Origin of the sequence: Ureibacillus massiliensis 4400831 = CIP 108448 = CCUG 49529 (assembly GCF_000772965.1) — a bacterium.
Taxonomy (GTDB): Bacteria; Bacillota; Bacilli; order Bacillales_A; family Planococcaceae; genus Ureibacillus; species Ureibacillus massiliensis.
On record NZ_JPVQ01000053.1, the window covers coordinates 1 to 17,681 of the forward strand.

21 protein-coding genes are annotated in these 17,681 nt (G+C 35.1%); 20 read left to right on the plus strand and 1 reads right to left on the minus strand.

Annotated elements, in window-relative coordinates; genetic code table 11:
- The first annotated feature begins 149 nt into the window (after positions 1-149).
- From CD30_RS16885 to rsmI, 10 genes are all read left to right on the plus strand, one after another.
- The gene (locus CD30_RS16885) at positions 150-1,571 is read left to right on the plus strand and encodes an aminotransferase class I/II-fold pyridoxal phosphate-dependent enzyme (protein WP_036179586.1); all 1,422 of its coding nucleotides are present in this window, start codon (positions 150-152) and stop codon (positions 1,569-1,571) included.
- 18 nt (positions 1,572-1,589) lie between these two features.
- Positions 1,590-2,228 carry a dTMP kinase gene (tmk, locus tag CD30_RS16890; RefSeq protein ID WP_036179589.1) on the plus strand — a complete coding sequence of 213 codons (639 nt, stop codon included), beginning with the start codon at positions 1,590-1,592 and terminating at the stop codon, positions 2,226-2,228.
- Positions 2,229-2,376: 148 nt separating this feature from the next.
- Positions 2,377-2,706, plus strand: coding sequence for a cyclic-di-AMP receptor (locus CD30_RS16895; RefSeq protein WP_036179591.1), 330 nt, complete (start codon positions 2,377-2,379; stop codon positions 2,704-2,706).
- A 98-nt stretch (positions 2,707-2,804) separates the two neighbouring features.
- Positions 2,805-3,245 (plus strand): YaaR family protein, encoded by a 441-nt coding sequence (locus tag CD30_RS16900; RefSeq protein WP_036179594.1) that lies wholly within the window; start codon positions 2,805-2,807, stop codon positions 3,243-3,245.
- A gap of 81 nt (positions 3,246-3,326) precedes the next feature.
- The gene (gene holB, locus CD30_RS16905) at positions 3,327-4,331 is read left to right on the plus strand and encodes a DNA polymerase III subunit delta' (protein ID WP_036179597.1); all 1,005 of its coding nucleotides are present in this window, start codon (positions 3,327-3,329) and stop codon (positions 4,329-4,331) included.
- Positions 4,324-5,139, plus strand: coding sequence for a PSP1 domain-containing protein (locus CD30_RS16910; RefSeq protein ID WP_036179600.1), 816 nt, complete (start codon positions 4,324-4,326; stop codon positions 5,137-5,139). The genes holB and CD30_RS16910 overlap by 8 nt, the downstream gene beginning before the upstream one ends.
- A 26-nt stretch (positions 5,140-5,165) precedes the next feature.
- On the plus strand, positions 5,166-5,528 hold the full coding sequence (yabA, locus tag CD30_RS16915; RefSeq protein ID WP_036179603.1) for a DNA replication initiation control protein YabA: 363 nt from the start codon (positions 5,166-5,168) through the stop codon (positions 5,526-5,528).
- A 161-nt stretch (positions 5,529-5,689) separates the two neighbouring features.
- Positions 5,690-6,439, plus strand: coding sequence for a tRNA1(Val) (adenine(37)-N6)-methyltransferase (locus CD30_RS16920; protein WP_036179606.1), 750 nt, complete (start codon positions 5,690-5,692; stop codon positions 6,437-6,439).
- A complete protein-coding gene (locus CD30_RS16925) occupies positions 6,423-6,701 on the plus strand; it encodes a GIY-YIG nuclease family protein (RefSeq protein WP_036179609.1) in 279 nt (92 codons plus the stop codon). Before CD30_RS16920 ends, CD30_RS16925 begins: the two co-directional genes overlap by 17 nt.
- Positions 6,682-7,551: a 16S rRNA (cytidine(1402)-2'-O)-methyltransferase gene (gene rsmI / locus CD30_RS16930; RefSeq protein ID WP_036179612.1), complete on the plus strand. Its 870-nt coding sequence runs from the start codon at positions 6,682-6,684 to the stop codon at positions 7,549-7,551. The genes CD30_RS16925 and rsmI overlap by 20 nt, the downstream gene beginning before the upstream one ends.
- 330 nt (positions 7,552-7,881) lie before the next feature.
- Here rsmI and CD30_RS16935 read toward each other — a convergent pair whose 3' ends face one another.
- A complete protein-coding gene (locus tag CD30_RS16935; RefSeq protein ID WP_036179615.1) occupies positions 7,882-8,160 on the minus strand; it encodes an AbrB/MazE/SpoVT family DNA-binding domain-containing protein in 279 nt (92 codons plus the stop codon).
- A 332-nt stretch (positions 8,161-8,492) separates the two neighbouring features.
- On the opposite strand from CD30_RS16935, the gene metG reads away from it, so the two are divergent.
- The 10 genes from metG (at position 8,493) to CD30_RS16985 (ending at position 17,590) form a co-directional block, all read left to right on the plus strand.
- A complete protein-coding gene (metG, locus tag CD30_RS16940) occupies positions 8,493-10,457 on the plus strand; it encodes a methionine--tRNA ligase (protein WP_036179618.1) in 1,965 nt (654 codons plus the stop codon).
- Between the two features lie 241 nt (positions 10,458-10,698).
- The gene (locus CD30_RS16945) at positions 10,699-11,463 is read left to right on the plus strand and encodes a TatD family hydrolase (RefSeq protein ID WP_036179621.1); all 765 of its coding nucleotides are present in this window, start codon (positions 10,699-10,701) and stop codon (positions 11,461-11,463) included.
- Positions 11,464-11,599: 136 nt separating this feature from the next.
- Complete coding sequence (locus tag CD30_RS16950) at positions 11,600-12,799, plus strand: G5 and 3D domain-containing protein (RefSeq protein ID WP_036179624.1); 1,200 nt, start codon at positions 11,600-11,602, stop codon at positions 12,797-12,799.
- Between the two features lie 195 nt (positions 12,800-12,994).
- A complete protein-coding gene (gene rnmV, locus CD30_RS16955) occupies positions 12,995-13,558 on the plus strand; it encodes a ribonuclease M5 (RefSeq protein ID WP_036179627.1) in 564 nt (187 codons plus the stop codon).
- The gene (gene rsmA, locus CD30_RS16960; RefSeq protein ID WP_036179630.1) at positions 13,551-14,435 is read left to right on the plus strand and encodes a 16S rRNA (adenine(1518)-N(6)/adenine(1519)-N(6))-dimethyltransferase RsmA; all 885 of its coding nucleotides are present in this window, start codon (positions 13,551-13,553) and stop codon (positions 14,433-14,435) included. The genes rnmV and rsmA overlap by 8 nt, the downstream gene beginning before the upstream one ends.
- Before the next feature lie 150 nt (positions 14,436-14,585).
- Positions 14,586-14,846 (plus strand): biofilm formation stimulator Veg, encoded by a 261-nt coding sequence (gene veg, locus CD30_RS16965; protein ID WP_036179632.1) that lies wholly within the window; start codon positions 14,586-14,588, stop codon positions 14,844-14,846.
- A 113-nt stretch (positions 14,847-14,959) separates the two neighbouring features.
- Positions 14,960-15,157 carry a small, acid-soluble spore protein, alpha/beta type gene (locus tag CD30_RS16970; protein WP_036179634.1) on the plus strand — a complete coding sequence of 66 codons (198 nt, stop codon included), beginning with the start codon at positions 14,960-14,962 and terminating at the stop codon, positions 15,155-15,157.
- 216 nt (positions 15,158-15,373) lie between these two features.
- Positions 15,374-16,240: a 4-(cytidine 5'-diphospho)-2-C-methyl-D-erythritol kinase gene (gene ispE / locus CD30_RS16975; RefSeq protein ID WP_036179636.1), complete on the plus strand. Its 867-nt coding sequence runs from the start codon at positions 15,374-15,376 to the stop codon at positions 16,238-16,240.
- 146 nt (positions 16,241-16,386) lie between these two features.
- A complete protein-coding gene (gene purR, locus CD30_RS16980; protein WP_036179638.1) occupies positions 16,387-17,214 on the plus strand; it encodes a pur operon repressor in 828 nt (275 codons plus the stop codon).
- Position 17,215: 1 nt separating this feature from the next.
- A complete protein-coding gene (locus CD30_RS16985; protein WP_036179640.1) occupies positions 17,216-17,590 on the plus strand; it encodes a RidA family protein in 375 nt (124 codons plus the stop codon).
- Positions 17,591-17,681 lie beyond the last annotated feature (91 nt).

A 17,681-nucleotide genomic window follows, 5' to 3' on the forward strand; every position in this document is an offset into this window, starting at 1 on the left:
ATCAAGAAAACAACCCTAAATAAGGCCTCTTCTCTCAAAATCCCACCGATAATCAAAGTGCCATTTCAATCTAAAATGAAAAAAATATAATAAGTCTATTCCTTATTTCAAGTATAATAGAGATAGAGAACTTGAACGGAGTGAGAGGATTGAAAAAGGAAAGGCCTTTAGTAGAGGCGTTGCAAAGATTTATTGAACAAAAACCATTATCATTGCATGTGCCTGGTCATAAAAATGGTCTACTCTCAACATTACCGAAGGAGATACAATATGCACTGCAATATGATGTAACTGAACTATCGGGCTTAGATGACTTTCATCATCCTGAAGAAGCAATTTTAAAAGCAGAACAGTTATTATCTGAGACATATCAATCTGATCGCAGTTATTTTTTAGTGAATGGTTCAACTGTAGGTAATCTTGCTATGATTTATGCAACATGTAAAAGGAATGATAAAATCATTGTTCAACGCAATGCTCACAAGTCCATCTTTCATGCATTAGAGCTTGTAGGAGCAACTCCTATTTATATCTCACCTGAATGGGATGAAGTAACGAAAACTGCAGGGGCAGTATCAAGTAGTACATTAAGAGAAGTACTTCAAATACATAAAAATATTAAGGCTGTTGTTTTAACATATCCAACATATTACGGTATTGCTTCCTCGGATCTAAAATATCAGATAGAATATTGTCATTCTTACAACATTCCTGTATTAGTAGACGAGGCACATGGGGCACACTTAATTGCAAATGAACAGTTTCCAGCTTCAGCATTAGAATTAGGTGCGGATATTGTTGTTCAATCTGCACATAAAACATTGCCGGCCATGACGATGGCTTCATTTTTACACGTGAAGTCGAATCTTGTTGATCGGGAAAAGGTAAATCAGTATTTACGCATATTACAATCTAGCAGCCCTTCTTATTTACTATTAGCCTCTCTAGATGATGCAAGACATTACATACAAACCTACTTAGCGAGTGACGGGAGTTATTTATTCGAAAAAAGAAAGATCTGGATTGAATCGTTAGAATCTATTCCTGCACTAGAGGTGTTGGAGGTAGACGATCCATTAAAACTTCTTTTAAGAGTAAATGGGTATACTGGTTATCAGCTAAAGGAAGCGTTAGAAAATCAACAGCTATACGTTGAATTAGCAGATGCTTATCAGGTGCTTTTGATATTACCTTTGTTAAAGTATGGGCAAACCTTTCCTTTTGCAGAAATGAGAATACGGATAAAGGAAGCCGTTAGTGCATTAAAAAAGGAAAAGAGCTTTTCTACTGAAGTCAATTTACGAACGATTCATTCGCCATTATTTGTACTACCAGAGTATTCTTTTGATAGAATAGAACAGTTAGAAAAAGAATGGATACCTTATATGCGTGCAATTGGACGAGTTTCCGCTTCCATGGTTACACCGTATCCACCAGGTATTCCATTGTTTGTCCCAGGAGAGAAGATTACCGTTTCGAAGTTAAGTCAGCTAGAGGAGTTACTTATGATTGGGGCTTCATTTCAAGGATATCATCGTTTAGACGAAAAGCTCATTTATGTCATAAAGTAACAGTCGGAGGAATATAAAATGAAAAGAAATCTATTTATTACATTTGAAGGTCCAGAAGGTGCTGGGAAATCGACGGTTTTACAACAAATCGTAAAGAGAATGCAAGAAGAAAAGATAGAAGTACTAGCAACTAGAGAGCCTGGTGGAATTGAAATAGCTGAAAAAATACGTGAAGTAATTCTTAATCCAGCACATACTGCAATGAATGAACGTGCAGAAGCTTTATTGTATGCTGCAGCTAGAAGCCAACATTTTTATGAAAAGGTGTTGCCAGCGTTACAAAAGGGAAAGCTAGTGTTATGTGATCGATTTATTGACTCTTCCCTTGCATATCAAGGTTATGCAAGAGGAATTGGAATTGATGAGGTACTAGCCATTAATGAATTTGCGATTGGCAAACGTTTACCCGATATAACGATTTTATTTGATATTGAACCAGAAGTAGGACTTGCTCGAATTCAAAAGCATAGTTCTCGAGAAGTTAATCGATTGGACGTTGAGAGTTTGGCTTTCCATAATAAAGTTAGAGAAGGGTATCAGGAGGTAATTAAGCGATATCCAGAGAGAATCAAAGTCGTTAATGCAGATCAATCACTTGAACAAGTGGTTGAGGAAGTTTGGAATATCCTAACAAAAGTACTAAATGAAATGAAATGATGTATACCATGTAGGTGTGCTATAATGGTAGCAACATTTATTACGTTTAATATAAAAGAACATGCTGAAAAAATGATTCATACTATATATTAAATTGGCTAACAAGAGTCGACACGAATTTATTTAAAAAAATAAGGAGTGACTATGGATGAAGTTAGTTGTTGCAGTAGTTCAGGATCAAGATAGTAATCGATTGGCCAGTGCTTTAACAAAGAACAATTTCCGCGCTACAAAATTAGCTAGTACAGGTGGTTTTTTACGTTCAGGGAATACAACGTTTTTGATTGGTACAGAAGATTCAACAATCCCTCAGTTGCTTGATATTATTCGTGATAACTGCCGTTCTAGAGAACAATTGGTATCTCCAGTATCACCATTAGGAGGCAATGCAGATTCTTATATACCTTATCCTGTTGAAGTTGAGGTTGGCGGAGCAACTGTATTTGTATTACCAATTGATCAGTTCCACCATTTTTAAATTTAGTATCTCAAAACCATTCTTAATTAAGGCGTTATAAATAAGCCTTATATTAGCGTCCGTATACTTGTGATGTAAAGAGTGTGGAGGCGAAGTAGTTGAAAATAAACCAAGATTTACGTGTTGGTTTGAAATCAAATCAACCTGAAATAAAACAAGCAAATCATACAGGTAACCGATTTGGTGAAATGGTTATCAAGCAAGGTTCAAAAATGCAACAAGAGCAGCTCACAAGACTATTAGGTGATATTTCTAGTGCCGGTGATCGTGTTGCAAGATCACGAAGCTTGAGGGAGCTTGCTAGGTTTAAAATGCTTGTGAAACGATTTTTACAAGAAGCGGTTAATTATGGTCTTGAAATGAAACAATCCCACACTTGGAATCGTTTTGGTGAAGGACGTCGCTTAAAGATTGTTGAGACAATTGATGAAAAATTAGTTGAATTAGCAGAGGACCTTTTAAATGAAGAAAAGGAAGCCATTGATTTACTCGACAAAATCGGGGAAATTAAAGGCTTACTTATTAATCTATATATGTAAAGCCCGTGTCCAAAGTACTGACACGGGATTTTTTCTAAAAGCATGAATAATCGAACTTTCGTGATAGAAAAGGTGAATGTTATGGCAGATCAAATTGAAGACCTAGTGAAACTACAACCTGTAGTAATAAAACAGCTTCAAGTATTATACGAAAAAAATCGAATAGCCCATGCATATATATTTGAAGGAGCAAAAGGTACTGGGAAAAAAAATATTGCCATGTTTTTTGTGAAACTGTTAGTGTGTCAAAATGTGTCGGAAAATGTTCCATGTGAAACATGTAGAAATTGCAAAAGAGTTGATTCGGGAAATTATCCTAATCTATTACAAATAGAACCAGATGGTCAATATATTAAAATAGATCAAATACGTGAGCTCATTGGTGAAATGACAAGAACGGGTTTTGAGGAAGGTCGAAAATTTTATATTATCCATCATGCAGATCGATTAAATACTTCATCATCAAATACGTTACTTAAATTTTTGGAAGAGCCTGAAGGAGAAGTAACGGCAATTTTGCTAACAGAAAATTATCAATCTATTTTGCCGACAATTCAGTCGAGATGTCAGCATATAAAGTTCTCACCTGTTCCTAGAGAAATATTAATGACTACTCTACAAGAACAAGGAATATCACTTTCAATGGCATCAACTGTTAGCCAAGTAACAAACAATCTCGAAACAGCAATTTTTTTAGCAAAAGACGAGCAGTTTGCACATGTAAGAAGAACAGTGTTAAAATTAGTTGAAGCAATCAAAAAAAATGTACATGAAGCGCTTTTTATTGTGTACGAAGATTGGCTTCCTTCATTTAAGGAAAAAAGCGATATGGAGCTTGCTCTAGATTTATTGCTTTTTGCATATAGAGATATTGTAACTGTAAAATCTGATTCAAAAAGCGCGCTTGTCTACCCAGACATGCTAGCTAGTTTTCGTGAACTTGCTCTGCACAGCACATTTGATCAATTATCCAAGCAAATGCAGGCTATTTTGCAAACAAGACAAAATTTACAGCGCAATATGAATCGTACGCTGATGATGGAGCAGCTAATGCTGAATCTGCAGGAGGGATATACATTTGTATAATGTAGTTGGTGTCCGCTTTAAAAAGGCGGGTAAAATATATTACTTTGATCCTGCGATGTATCTACTAGAAAAAGGTCAGCATGTAATAGTAGAAACAGCCCGTGGGGTTGAGTTTGGTAAAGTTGTTGTTCCGATGAAGCAGGTTGGTGAAAAAGATGTTGTTTTACCTTTAAAACAAGTATTGCGACCAGCTGATGAACGTGACAAAATCCAGGTGGAAGAAAATTATAATGAATCAAGAAGAGCTTTTGAGCTAGCCAGTCAAAAGATAAGCGAACATAACTTAGATATGAAGCTCGTTGATGTTGAATATACATTTGATAGAAATAAAATTATCTTTTATTTTACTGCAGAAGGTCGAGTTGATTTTCGTGAGTTAGTAAAAGATCTAGCTTCTATTTTCCGAACACGAATTGAACTTCGCCAAATTGGTGTTCGAGATGAAGCAAAATTACTAGGTGGAATTGGCCCCTGTGGTCGAATGCTTTGTTGCTCTACCTTCTTAGGCGATTTTGATCCAGTATCTATCAAAATGGCGAAAGATCAAAATTTATCTTTAAACCCTACAAAAATTTCAGGTATTTGTGGCCGCTTAATGTGTTGTTTAAAATATGAAAACGATGATTATGAAACAGCTAAAGAAGGCATGCCCGATGTTGGTGACATTACAATGACACCAGATGGCGTTGGGAAGGTTGTAGGGATTAATGTACTTGAAAGAATTCTACAAGTATATTTAGAAGAACAAGAAAGAACTGCTGAATATTCATTGGAAGAAATACTTGAATGTGAAAAAAACTTTATATAGTAGATTATTAATGGGGTGGGCTTTTCGTGAAGGACCGTAATTTTTTAGATACTGTTATGGAGTTCGAACAACAGCTCGAATCGTTGCAGCAACAATATAGCGAACTAAAACAATTTGTTGCACATATGGTGGAAGAACATCAAACACTTCAAACCGAAAACCTTCACCTACGTCGGCGTTTAGAGGAACTATTATCACAGAATGGTAATGATTCTGTGGAGGATAGCGATGGTAAACCAGTTAGAGCATTAGATATTGGAGAAGGTTATGATAACTTAGCCCGTCTTTATCAAGAAGGGTTCCACGTTTGTCATGTTCATTTTGGAACTATGAGAAAAGGCGAAGACTGTTTGTTTTGTCTATCATTTTTAAATAAACAAAACAGTTAATGATTTGATTAATTAAGACTGAATCCACATTGTGGCTTTCAGTCTTTTCTTTTGGCAGAGATTAAGTATATTTTAATAATAGAAAAAATAGTGAACGAAAATTTCAATACGTCAGTATAGCGGTTAGTATTAGTGATGTATTTAGATTTGGAGGAAATCATGTGGATCAATGGTTAAAGGATGATGAGCGTCTCGATTATTTATTAGCTGAGGATTTAAGAATTATACAAAGTCCTTCAGTCTTTTCTTTCTCATTGGATGCTGTTTTACTATCGAGATTTGTCAGTATTCCTTATCAAAAAGGGCAAATTGTCGACTTATGTTCTGGAAATGGAGTCATACCTTTATTTTTAAGTGCTAGAACGAAGGCAAAAATTATCGGAGTCGAATTACAAGAACGTCTATATGATATGGCTGTAAGAAGTGTACAATACAATAATTTAGAAGAGCAGATAAGACTAATCAATGGTGATGTAAAAGAAATACCTTCACTTTTAGGTGTTGAAAAATATGATGCCGTAACCTGCAATCCACCTTATTTTTCAATTAATGAGCTAAGCGAAAAAAATGTAAGTGAGCATTTTGCCATTGCGCGGCATGAAATTCATTTAACATTAAATGAAGCGATAGAGGCTTCAAGTAGATTGTTAAAACAAGGCGGAAAAGCAGCCTTTGTACATCGTCCTAATCGTTTGCTAGATATTGTAACAGCCATGAGAGAGAATCGGCTAGAGCCTAAGCGAATCCAATTTGTCTACCCGAAAAGGGGAAAGGAAGCAAATACTCTATTAATAGAAGCTATAAAAGATGGTAAGCCTGATTTAAAGGTACTACCGCCATTATATGTATATGATGATAACAATCAGTATACAGCTGAAGTGAGTGAGATGTTATATGGAAATAGAGGCTAACCATTTCTTTTATGTACTCGAATGTGCAGATCAAACTTTGTATGCTGGGTATACAAATAATTTAGAGAAACGAGTTGCTACCCATAATGCTGGAAAAGGGGCTAAATATACAAGAGCGCGGGGACCTGTAAAATGTATATACTATGAGACTTTTCAAACTAAGCAAGAAGCGATGAAAGCAGAATATGCATTTAAACAATTAAGTAGAAAAGAAAAATTTAACTATATTGGAGAGAAGTTGAATGAAATCACAAAAAAGTAGCCAATATGAAAATGGAAGCTGCCTATATTTAGTTGCCACGCCTATCGGAAATCTCGAAGATATGACCTTTCGTGCACTCCGAATTTTAAAAGAAGTAGATGTGATTGCAGCAGAAGACACTCGAAACACAAAAAAACTATGCAATTATTTTGAGATAACGACACCATTAGTGAGCTATCATGAGCACAATCAGGAGCAAGGAGGCGAAAAAATTCTTCATTATTTACGAGAGGGAAAATCAGTCGCTTTAGTTAGTGATGCAGGATTACCATGTATTTCAGATCCTGGTGCAGATATAGTAGTTAAAGCAATAGAAGAAGACTTTGCAGTTGTTCCAGTTCCAGGTGCAAATGCTGCAGTTACAGCTTTAATTGCATCGGGTATTGTACCACAACCATTTTACTTTTTTGGCTTCTTAAACCGAAATAAAAAAGAACGCAGAAATGAACTTGAAACCTTATTAAGATGTAAGGAAACGATGATTTTTTACGAAGCACCCCATCGTTTAAAAGATACATTAAAAGATATTGAACAAATTTTTGGGAATAGACGACTTGTGTTGGCTCGTGAATTGACAAAGAAATTTGAAGAGTTTTTAAGAGGAACTATCCAGGAAGCTATTGAATGGGTAAATGAACATGAAATAAGAGGCGAATTTTGTTTAATAATTGAAGGAAATGCAAGCGATGACATCAATGAAGTTGAAAATTATTGGGACGATATGAGTGTTGTGGAGCATATCGATTATATTATAGAAGAAAAGCAACTGACTTCAAAGGATGCTATTAAAGAAGTGGCAAAGCTAAGGGGCTTGGCTAAACGAGATGTATATCAGCAATATCATCAATAGAAGCAGTGATCCAATAGGGAAATTTATAATTATAGTATGAACTTAAATTGTACTGTCATTTTTTGAATAGTGGATCTGCCAATTCAATATTATCTCGTATCACTTTTAAATATAAACAAATAAATAATTTGCTCATAAAAAAATCAGATTATTGTTGCATCATCAAAATAGATTTCTATTTATGTTGAAAAGCACAATTTCAACAATATTGTGACAATTCATATTAACACCTAAATTTTATTAATTTTCCAGTAAAAAAATGGGATAATGTTAAATAAAATGCTGTCCTATAATCTTCTATGATTTTAGGACAGCTCTAATTGGTCATTCTTATTTTTTTAAGTGGTTTTGAATCTCGCGCATTAATATTTCTGCACCTTCTGGGCTTAAGATAAGTTTACCATCTGCTAGACGGAAATTCTCATCAGATACTTCACCAGTAACAGCGCAAGTCATATTAGGCATGTACTTTTTTAGGATGATTTTATCATCATCTACGTAGATTTCCAATGCATCTTTTTCTGCAATTCCAAGTGTGCGACGAAGCTCTATAGGGATTACTACACGTCCTAATTCATCGACTTTTCGAACAATACCAGTTGATTTCATATTATATTTTTCCTCCTAATTTTGTCGTGTTATTCGCCATTTTTCGACATGTCTTCCTGCCTGTTTTATGATACCAAGTAATGCCATATACGTCAATTATTTAGCATTCTTCAAATTATTAAAAGTTAATTTTTTATGAATAATGATTAAATAATATAAAAAAGTAAAGATTCTTAATATAAAACGACATAAACACTTGTATAGTTGCATTGAAAATTAATTAATAACTCTATTATTTGTCAAAAAGCATTATTAATATTCTTTCATTGAAACCAAATTCTTACTTAGTTAGAATAAGTATTATAAGAATATATATTGGAGGCAATTTTAGCGTGAGTGAAAAGAAAACTTTTTATATAACAACACCTATTTATTATCCAAGTGGTAAATTCCATATTGGAACAGCATATACAACGGTTGCTTCTGATACGATGGCAAGATATAAAAGACTTCGTGGTTATGATGTTCGATTTTTAACTGGTATGGATGAACACGGACAAAAAATTCAGGAAAAAGCAAGTGAAGCAGGGAAACATCCGCAAGATTATGTAAATGAAATTGCTGAGGCTGCTAAGAAATTATGGTCTCAAATGGATATTTCATATGATGATTTTATCCAAACAACACAAACTAGACACGTAAAAAGTGTTGAGAAAATATTCCAAAAGTTTTTGGACAACGGAGATATTTACAAAGGTGAATATGAAGGCTGGTACTGTACACCATGCGAATCATTCTATACTGAAACACAATTAGAAAATGGGAACTGTCCAGATTGTGGACGACCTGTTCATAAAGTAAAAGAAGAATCATATTTCTTCAACATGAAAAAATACTCAGATCGCCTGCTTAAATATTACGAGGAAAATGTAGAGTTTATTGAACCGGAATCTCGAAAAAACGAGATGATTAATAATTTTATTAAACCAGGTTTAGAAGATTTATCTGTATCTCGTACATCCTTTGATTGGGGAATTAAAGTTCCTGGAGATCCTAGACATGTAATTTATGTTTGGGTTGACGCTCTTTCAAACTATATTACTGCTTTAGGATATGGTTCAGATAATGAGGAGCTTTTCAATAAATATTGGCCAGCAGATGTACATGTTGTAGGTAAGGATATTGTACGTTTCCATACAATCTATTGGCCTATTTTTTTAATGGCATTAGATTTACCGCTACCGAAAAAAGTATTTGCCCATGGGTTCATTATGATGAAAGACGGGAAAATGTCGAAATCAAAAGGTAATGTTGTGTATCCTGAAATGCTAATCGAACGTTATGGATTGGATGCTACACGCTACTTCCTTCTACGAGAACTACCGTTTGGTGCAGACGGTGTTTTCTCACCTGAATCATTTGTAGAACGCACAAACTTTGACTTAGCGAACGATTTAGGGAATTTATTAAATCGTACAGTATCAATGATGAACAAATACTTTGACGGTTTTATTCCTACGAAGGATTTAGGGGCAACGGAATTTGATTCACAACTAGTAACTCACGCCGTAGAAACTCGCAAAAAGTTTGAAGAAAATATGGAAAAAATGCAATTTAGTGTCGTTTTAGCTGATGTTTGGTCGCTTGTTTCAAGAACGAATAAATATATCGATGAAACGGCTCCATGGGTATTGGCAAAAGATGAGGAAAATAAACCTAAATTAGCAACTGTAATGGCTAATTTGGCAGAAAGTTTAAGACATATTGCAGTTATGTTACAGCCGTTTATGACGTCAACTCCTAAAAAAATCGTGGAACAATTAGGTCTTAATGACAATTATTTAACATGGGAATCTATTGAGAAATTTGGAAGCGTTATCCCTGAAAATACAAAAGTTGTTGAAAAAGGAATCCCTATTCTCCCTCGATTGGAAGCTGAGGTGGAGATTTCATATATTCGCGAACAAATGCAAGCATCTGTTAAAACTCCTCAAACTGAAGAAAAAACAGTGAAGGTTGAAGCACCAGATGTCGAAGAAATCACAATTGATGATTTCCAAAAAATTGATCTCCGAGTTGGAACAGTTACTGCATGTGAACCGGTTCCAAAAGCAGATAAATTATTAAAGCTACAGGTCGACTTGGGATATGAACAAAGACAGGTTGTTTCAGGAATAGCACAATACTATAAACCTGAAGAATTAGTTGGCAAAAAAGTAATTGTAGTAGCCAATTTAAAACCTGTAAAACTGCGAGGAGAATTATCACAAGGGATGATTTTAGCAGGATCTCACGATGGTATTTTATCTGTTGCATCCGTTGATTCAAAACTTGAAAATGGTGCCAAAGTTAAATAACTCGATTTAAAATGATGTGCCTGTTGAACTGTAAATTGTTCAACAGGCTTTTGTTCTAAAAATGTGAAATCAAAAATGAGTTGAGGTAGAATATTATGCACGTTTCAAGAAAATATGCATTAGTTTTATTTTCAATTACATTACATTTTCGTAAAAGGTCCAAAAAATGTAAACAAAATGTAATTCGTGTGTGATTAAAGTAATCAAATAAATTTATACAATGGAAGTTAGGAGAATGAAAATGTTCATAGATACACATGTCCATTTAAATGCAGATCAATATGACGAAGATTTACAACAAGTCATCAATCGAGCTCTTGAAGCAAAAGTGGAAAAAATGATTGTCGTTGGATTTGATCGGAAAACAATTGAAAGAGCTATGGCATTAGCAGATCAATATGAATTTATATATGCTGTTATTGGCTGGCATCCTGTTGATGCAATTGATTGTACTGAAGACGACTTAATTTGGATTGAGGAATTAACGAAACATCCAAAGGTTGTAGGAATCGGAGAAACAGGACTGGATTATCATTGGGATAAATCACCCAAAGATATCCAACAGACATTGTTTAGAAAGCAAATTCAGTTGGCACAAAAAGTGAACCTACCAATCATTATTCATAATCGTGAAGCTACAGGCGACATTGTAAAAATTTTACGTGAAGAGAATGCAGCATCTGTCGGTGGAATAATGCATTGCTTTAGTGGCAGTGTAGAAACAGCAAAAGAATGCATCGCTATGAATTTTATGATTAGCCTAGGGGGACCTGTAACTTTTAAAAATGCTAAAACTCCCAAAGAAGTTGCTAGTGAAATTTCATTAGAGCATTTGTTAATTGAAACAGACGCACCATATTTAGCTCCACATCCATATCGTGGAAAGCGAAATGAACCGTCACTTGTTCCGCTTGTTGCAGAAGAAATCGCCCGTATAAAGGGAATTCCAGTTGAAGAAGTAGGAAAAATAACTTCTGAGAATGCAGCTAGAATATTTAACATTTAAAGTATAAATTTCCAATTCGTCTCCAATACTGCGTTTAGGTGGATTATCATTAAGAAAGCTCTCTTCAAAATTTAATAGTTGACAAGCTAAAAAGAAGTCCGTATAATCCAACGAGTATCTAAGGAGGCGTTTTTTCATGTCAAAATTCTCCATGAAAAACTTGTTCTCTGGATCATTGAGGTGGAAGCAAAATACAGTAAAAATATTATCATTACTTGTGTTTGCTTCAGTCATAACCTTCGTTTTATATCATGGAACGAAGACTCCAATAGTTTTAACAACAAACGGAGAAGAACAACAAATATATACACACGCAACTACAGTAGACGATCTTTTGAAAGAAAAAGATTTAGTCATCTCAGAATATGATAAAGTAACACCCTCATTGACAACAGAAATCGTCGCAGGAATGACGATTAACTGGGAACAGGCAAGAGAAGTAACGATTTCAGTTGACGGAAAAGAAACAAGTATTTGGACAACTGAAAGCAAAGTAAAGGACATTTTGGAAGAAGCTAATATTGAAGTATCAGAGGCAGACGAACTATCGTTAGCCCTTGATGAAAATGTAGTAGATAACAAAATCGATATTCAAAAAGCGTTTCAGGTAACGCTTGTCGATGGATTAGAAGAGAGACAAGTCTGGTCCACTTCGACTACGGTCGCTAACTTTTTAAAGCAACAAGATATTCAACTTAATGAACTTGATCGGGTCGAAAATGATTTGGAGGCAGTTATCACTCCAAAAGAGAAAGTTAAGATTGTTCGAGTAGAAAAAGTTACCGATGTAGTGGAAGAACCATTAAAATTTGCAGTCGAAACGAAATCAGATTCTTCATTGCTAAAAGGACAAGAGAAAGTAATTTCAAAAGGTGAGGAAGGTATTGTCGCTCGCACTTATGAGATTACAAAAGAAAACGGTAAAGTTGTAGATAAAGTTTTAAAAGACGAAGAAGTCGTGAAGGAACCAACTACAAAAGTAGTATCTGTTGGTACGAAAGTGTTAACAGCAAGTGTTTCACGTAGCAATAGTTCTGCAACAAGTAGCAAAGAATTTTATGTAAATTCAACTGCATACTCACCATTTTGTTCAGGTTGCTCCGGTGTAACTGCAACGGGCATTAACGTAAAACAAAATCCGAATATGAAAATTATCGCTGTCGATCCTAATGTAATCCCATTAGGAACGAAAGTATGGGTTGAAGGCTATGGGAATGCAATTGCTGCAGATACAGGTAGTGCTATTAAAGGTAACAAAATCGACGTTCTCATGCCGTCAAAGTCTGATGCATATAAATGGGGACGTAAGAAGGTTCTTATAAAAATTTTAGATTAGAAGAACTTTCACATTCCAAAATGTTCATTCGCTTTCCTGAATATCAGGAAAGCTTTTTTTGTTTTGTGATAGAAACTTTGGGAATAATGGTACTTAGCGAGTTTCTTTTTAACATACATAGAAAAAAGAAATGAAGTCTGTAATTACTGTTCTATGCTAAAATGGTCAAAGATGTAAGAGAAAAGAGGAACGGTATTGGATATACAAGAAATTATCGTAGTAGAAGGAAAAGATGATACAACAGCAATTAAACGAGCTGTCAAAGCAGATACGATCGAAACAAATGGATCAGCTATTTCCAAAGAAACATTAAAACGGATTGCCCATGCACAAGAGAAAAGGGGCGTTATTGTATTCACGGATCCTGATTATCCTGGCAGAAGAATTCGAGCGATTATAGAAGAACACATTCCAGGAGTAAAGCATGCATTTTTAGCAAAAGAAAAAACGATTGCAAAGAATGGTAAAGGGCTAGGAATTGAACATGCAAATGATGAGGATATTCGCGAGGCATTAAAGAATGTTTATACGCCAAGTAAGCAAGGATTTACTGAGATAATTACTATTGAAGATTTAATGATTGCTAAATTAATCGGCCATCCCCAATCAAAAAAACGTCGTGAGCAATTAGGAGAGCTTTTAAATATAGGTATGACAAACGGTAAACAGCTCCATAAACGCCTTGCGATATTTCAAATAACAAAAGAACAATTCGCTTTTGCAGTTAGACAGCTTGATCAGGAGGGACAAAATGAATAAAGATATCGCTACACCAATACGAACAAAGGAAATACTTAATAAATACGGCTTTTCATTCAAAAAGAGCTTAGGTCAAAACTTCATTATTGACCCAAATATATTACGAAATATTGTAGGACATGCAAATTTAACTGAGGAAAGTGGAGCAATCGAAATTGGTCCTGGTATAGGCGCGCTAACTGAACATATAGCACGAGCGGCTAAAAAAGTTGTGGCCTTTGAAATTGATCAACGCTTGTTACCTGTTTTAGATGATACGCTAAGCCCATACAACAATATAAAAATAATTCATTCAGATGTTTTAAAAGCAGATGTGGCGAAAGTAATTCAAGAGGAATTACAGGACGTTAAAGATATCATGGTAGTAGCAAACCTTCCATACTATGTTACAACACCGATATTAATAAAACTGCTCACAGAAAACTTGCCGATTAAAGGATTGGTCGTGATGATGCAAAAAGAGGTAGCAGATCGTATTACGGCGAATCCGGGTACAAAGGAATACGGATCATTATCGATTGCGATACAATACTACGGAAAAGCAGAAGTTGTCATGAGCGTACCAAAGACAGTTTTTATACCTCAACCAAATGTTGATTCTGCTGTTATTCGTATAACAAAACATCAGACGCCACCAGTTGAAGTCATTAATGAAGATTTTCTATTTGAGGTAACTCGTGCATCTTTTGCACAAAGAAGAAAAACTATTTTTAATAATCTGCAATCAGGGCTATACTTAGGGAAGGAAAATAAGCATCATATTGTAGAAGCCTTAGAATCATGCGGAATTGACCCTTCAAGAAGAGGTGAAACCTTGACAATTCAAGAGTTTGGACAGTTAGCTGATGCACTATATCCTATGTTTAACAGATCGTAATTTAATAAAATGGTCAATTTATACTAAAAAAACAATATTTTTTATGCAAAATAAGTTGACAGAAATAATTGTCTGCTGATAAAATATTATATTTTATTGACAGACTTAAAAATTTAGGCTATACTAGGGTATAGTGAGGTGTATGCAGAAATGCCAAAAACTTTAGCAGACATTAAAAAGTCGTTAGATTGTAATTTGGGTAAACGTTTGTTATTAAAAGCAAACGGTGGTCGCAAGAAAACGGTTGAATGTGCTGGTGTACTAAGTGAAACTTATCACGCAGTCTTCGTCGTGGAACTTGATCAAGAAGAGAACGCATGTAAACGCGTTTCTTACAGCTACACAGATATTTTAACGGAAGCAGTAGAGATTACTTTTTTAGATGATACGCATATTGCAATTGCTAAATAATCTCTAGTACTTATTTTTATATTTTTAAAACACTCATGTAAAATGAGTGTTTTTTGTTTTATAGTGCACATACTACATTCGTCAACCTACTTATTTCTGGAGGAGGTAACTGCATGTCTAGAAGAAGAGGTATCATGTCGAGTCGTCTAAAAGAAGAGATAGCCAAAGAACTCGGATTTTATGATGTAGTCGAACGTGAAGGCTGGGGCGGAATTCGCGCTCGAGATGCAGGGAATATGGTAAAGCGAGCAATTGAAATGGCCGAGCAAGGTCTAGCGCAGCAAGCAAACCAAAACAATACGAATAAGTAGTTTGTTGACAACAATGCCAACAACAATCAATGGATGGTTGTTGTTGGCTTATTTTTTATATTAACCGAGCTCTATTAGAATTCGTAAATGGAATAAACTTCATTTTTTTTAGGACTATGTTAAAATTAGTTGAAGCAAATCGTAATAATGATGATTCATCAAATTCTATAAATTATTGTTGAAATAAGGGCAGATGATACCTTAGGAGGATTTATAATGCTTTATGTAAAGGCACCTGCAAAGATAAATTTAACTTTAGATGTTTTATACAAACGTCCAGATAATTACCATGAAGTAGAAATGATTATGACAACAGTCGATTTATCTGATCGAATAGGACTGGAATTAAGAAAGGACAACCTGATTAAAATCTCATCAACAAGTAGCATTGTTCCCGATGACGAACGGAACTTAGCATATCAAGCAGCACAACTCTTAAAAGATACATATAAGGTAAATGAAGGCGTATCCATCACCATCGATAAAGAAATTCCAGTTGCGGCGGGTCTAGCAGGTGGTAGCAGTGATGCAGCGGCTACATTAAGGGGCTTAAATAAATTATGGGGATTAAACTTATCCCTAGATACTTTAGCCGAACTAGGAGCCAAAATTGGTTCAGATGTGTCCTTTTGTGTTTATGGAGGTACTGCATTAGCAACGGGTCGTGGTGAAAAGATAGAACATATTTCAAATCCACCCGCATGCTGGATAGTATTGGCGAAGCCTAAAATTGGTGTTTCAACAGCATCCGTTTATGGCGGACTTCAATTAAATGGAATTGAGCATCCTAAAACATCTCAAATGATTCGAGCAATTAACGAAAATGATTATGATTTAATGTGTCAGAGCCTAGGGAATGTGCTTGAGTCCGTGACATTCAAGTTGCACCCAGAAGTGGTAATGATAAAAGAACAAATGAAAAAGTTTGGTGCAGATGGTGTTTTAATGAGCGGAAGTGGACCTACCGTTTTTGGTTTAGTCGATAACGAATCACGTATAGGTCGTATCTATAATGGATTAAGAGGATTTTGTGACGAGGTTTTTGCTGTTCGATTACTCGGCGAAAGAAATTCACTTGCCTAAACTCGTACATTTGTGTTACTTTTTCTATAAAATATTCGTGTTTTGATAATGGTTTCAATATAAATTAAGTACCTTTCTTCGGCTAAATGAAATAGTTCAATAATAAGGTTTGAAAAAGGTATAAATTATTTTTAGGAGAGGGTCGCATGAAATGGAAGCGAAGTGAACGCCTTGTGGATATGACATATTATTTACTTGAGCATCCTCATCAGCTAATACCGCTCACCTTTTTTTCGGATTTATACAATTCTGCAAAATCATCCATTAGTGAGGATTTAACAATTGTAAAAGAAACTTTTGAAGAAAAAGGAATCGGGCTGTTAGTGACAGTACCTGGAGCTGCGGGTGGAGTTAAATATATTCCAAAAATGTCAGATAAAGAAGTTCATGAAGTCGTTGGAAGATTAATCGCTGAACTAAGTAAATCGGATCGTTTACTTCCAGGTGGATATTTATTTATGACAGATTTACTAGGGAATCCCGATTTAATGAATCGGGTTGGGAAGGTTTTTGCAAGTGTTTTTGCAGAACAACATATTGATGTTATTATGACAGTAGCAACAAAAGGAATCTCCATTGCACACTCTATCGCTAGACATTTAAATGTACCTGTTGTTGTAGTACGTAGAGATAGTAAAGTTACAGAAGGATCTACTGTAAGTATTAATTATGTTTCTGGTTCTTCTCGCCGTATTCAAACAATGGTGCTATCTAAAAGAAGTATGAAGAGTGGGCAGCGTGTACTTATAACAGATGATTTTATGAAAGTTGGAGGCACGCTAAATGGTATGAAAAACCTTTTAGAAGAGTTTGATTGTGAACTTGCGGGTATTGCTGTCTTAGTAGAGGCTGAGCACGCAGATGAAACGCTTGTTGATGATTACTATTCTTTAGTTAAACTTCATGCAGTAAACGAAAAAGATCGAACAATCGCATTAAGCGAAGGAAATTATTTTTCAAAGGAGAGAAATTAACATGAAAACAGTTTCTACAACAAATGCACCAGCTGCAATAGGCCCTTATGCTCAAGGAATTATCGTAAATGGATTATTTTATAGTTCTGGTCAAATCCCATTAACTGCTGATGGTCAGCTAGTAGAAGGGGATATTGTTGCACAAACAACTCAAGTATTCGAAAACTTAAAAGCTGTTTTAGCAGAGGCAGGTTCATCTTTAGATAAAGTTGTTAAAACAACAGTATTTTTAAAAGATATGAATGATTTTGCCGCAATGAATGAAACATATGCAAAAAACTTTGGTGATCATAAACCTGCTCGCTCTGCAGTAGAGGTTGCTAGACTACCAAAAGATGTAAGAGTGGAGATTGAAGTTATTGCAGTAGTAGAATAATGAATCTGAAGAGAATTCTCATTAGTAGAATTCTCTTTTTTATAGTGTGCCCGGCATGGGCTACAACTTGGTGGTGAAAGTCCACTACAGG

Coding starts and splice junctions, on each gene's coding strand:
- veg (WP_036179632.1), top strand. CDS start 14,586: ATGCCAAAAACTTTAGCAGACATTAAAAAGTCGTTAGATTGTAATTTG.
- holB (WP_036179597.1), top strand. CDS start 3,327: ATGGCAGATCAAATTGAAGACCTAGTGAAACTACAACCTGTAGTAATA.
- CD30_RS16925 (WP_036179609.1), top strand. CDS start 6,423: ATGGAAATAGAGGCTAACCATTTCTTTTATGTACTCGAATGTGCAGAT.
- CD30_RS16895 (WP_036179591.1), top strand. CDS start 2,377: ATGAAGTTAGTTGTTGCAGTAGTTCAGGATCAAGATAGTAATCGATTG.
- CD30_RS16950 (WP_036179624.1), top strand. CDS start 11,600: ATGTCAAAATTCTCCATGAAAAACTTGTTCTCTGGATCATTGAGGTGG.
- purR (WP_036179638.1), top strand. CDS start 16,387: ATGAAATGGAAGCGAAGTGAACGCCTTGTGGATATGACATATTATTTA.
- CD30_RS16945 (WP_036179621.1), top strand. CDS start 10,699: ATGTTCATAGATACACATGTCCATTTAAATGCAGATCAATATGACGAA.
- rsmA (WP_036179630.1), top strand. CDS start 13,551: ATGAATAAAGATATCGCTACACCAATACGAACAAAGGAAATACTTAAT.
- ispE (WP_036179636.1), top strand. CDS start 15,374: ATGCTTTATGTAAAGGCACCTGCAAAGATAAATTTAACTTTAGATGTT.
- rsmI (WP_036179612.1), top strand. CDS start 6,682: ATGAAATCACAAAAAAGTAGCCAATATGAAAATGGAAGCTGCCTATAT.
- CD30_RS16935 (WP_036179615.1), bottom strand. CDS start 8,160: ATGAAATCAACTGGTATTGTTCGAAAAGTCGATGAATTAGGACGTGTA.
- tmk (WP_036179589.1), top strand. CDS start 1,590: ATGAAAAGAAATCTATTTATTACATTTGAAGGTCCAGAAGGTGCTGGG.
- CD30_RS16985 (WP_036179640.1), top strand. CDS start 17,216: ATGAAAACAGTTTCTACAACAAATGCACCAGCTGCAATAGGCCCTTAT.
- CD30_RS16970 (WP_036179634.1), top strand. CDS start 14,960: ATGTCTAGAAGAAGAGGTATCATGTCGAGTCGTCTAAAAGAAGAGATA.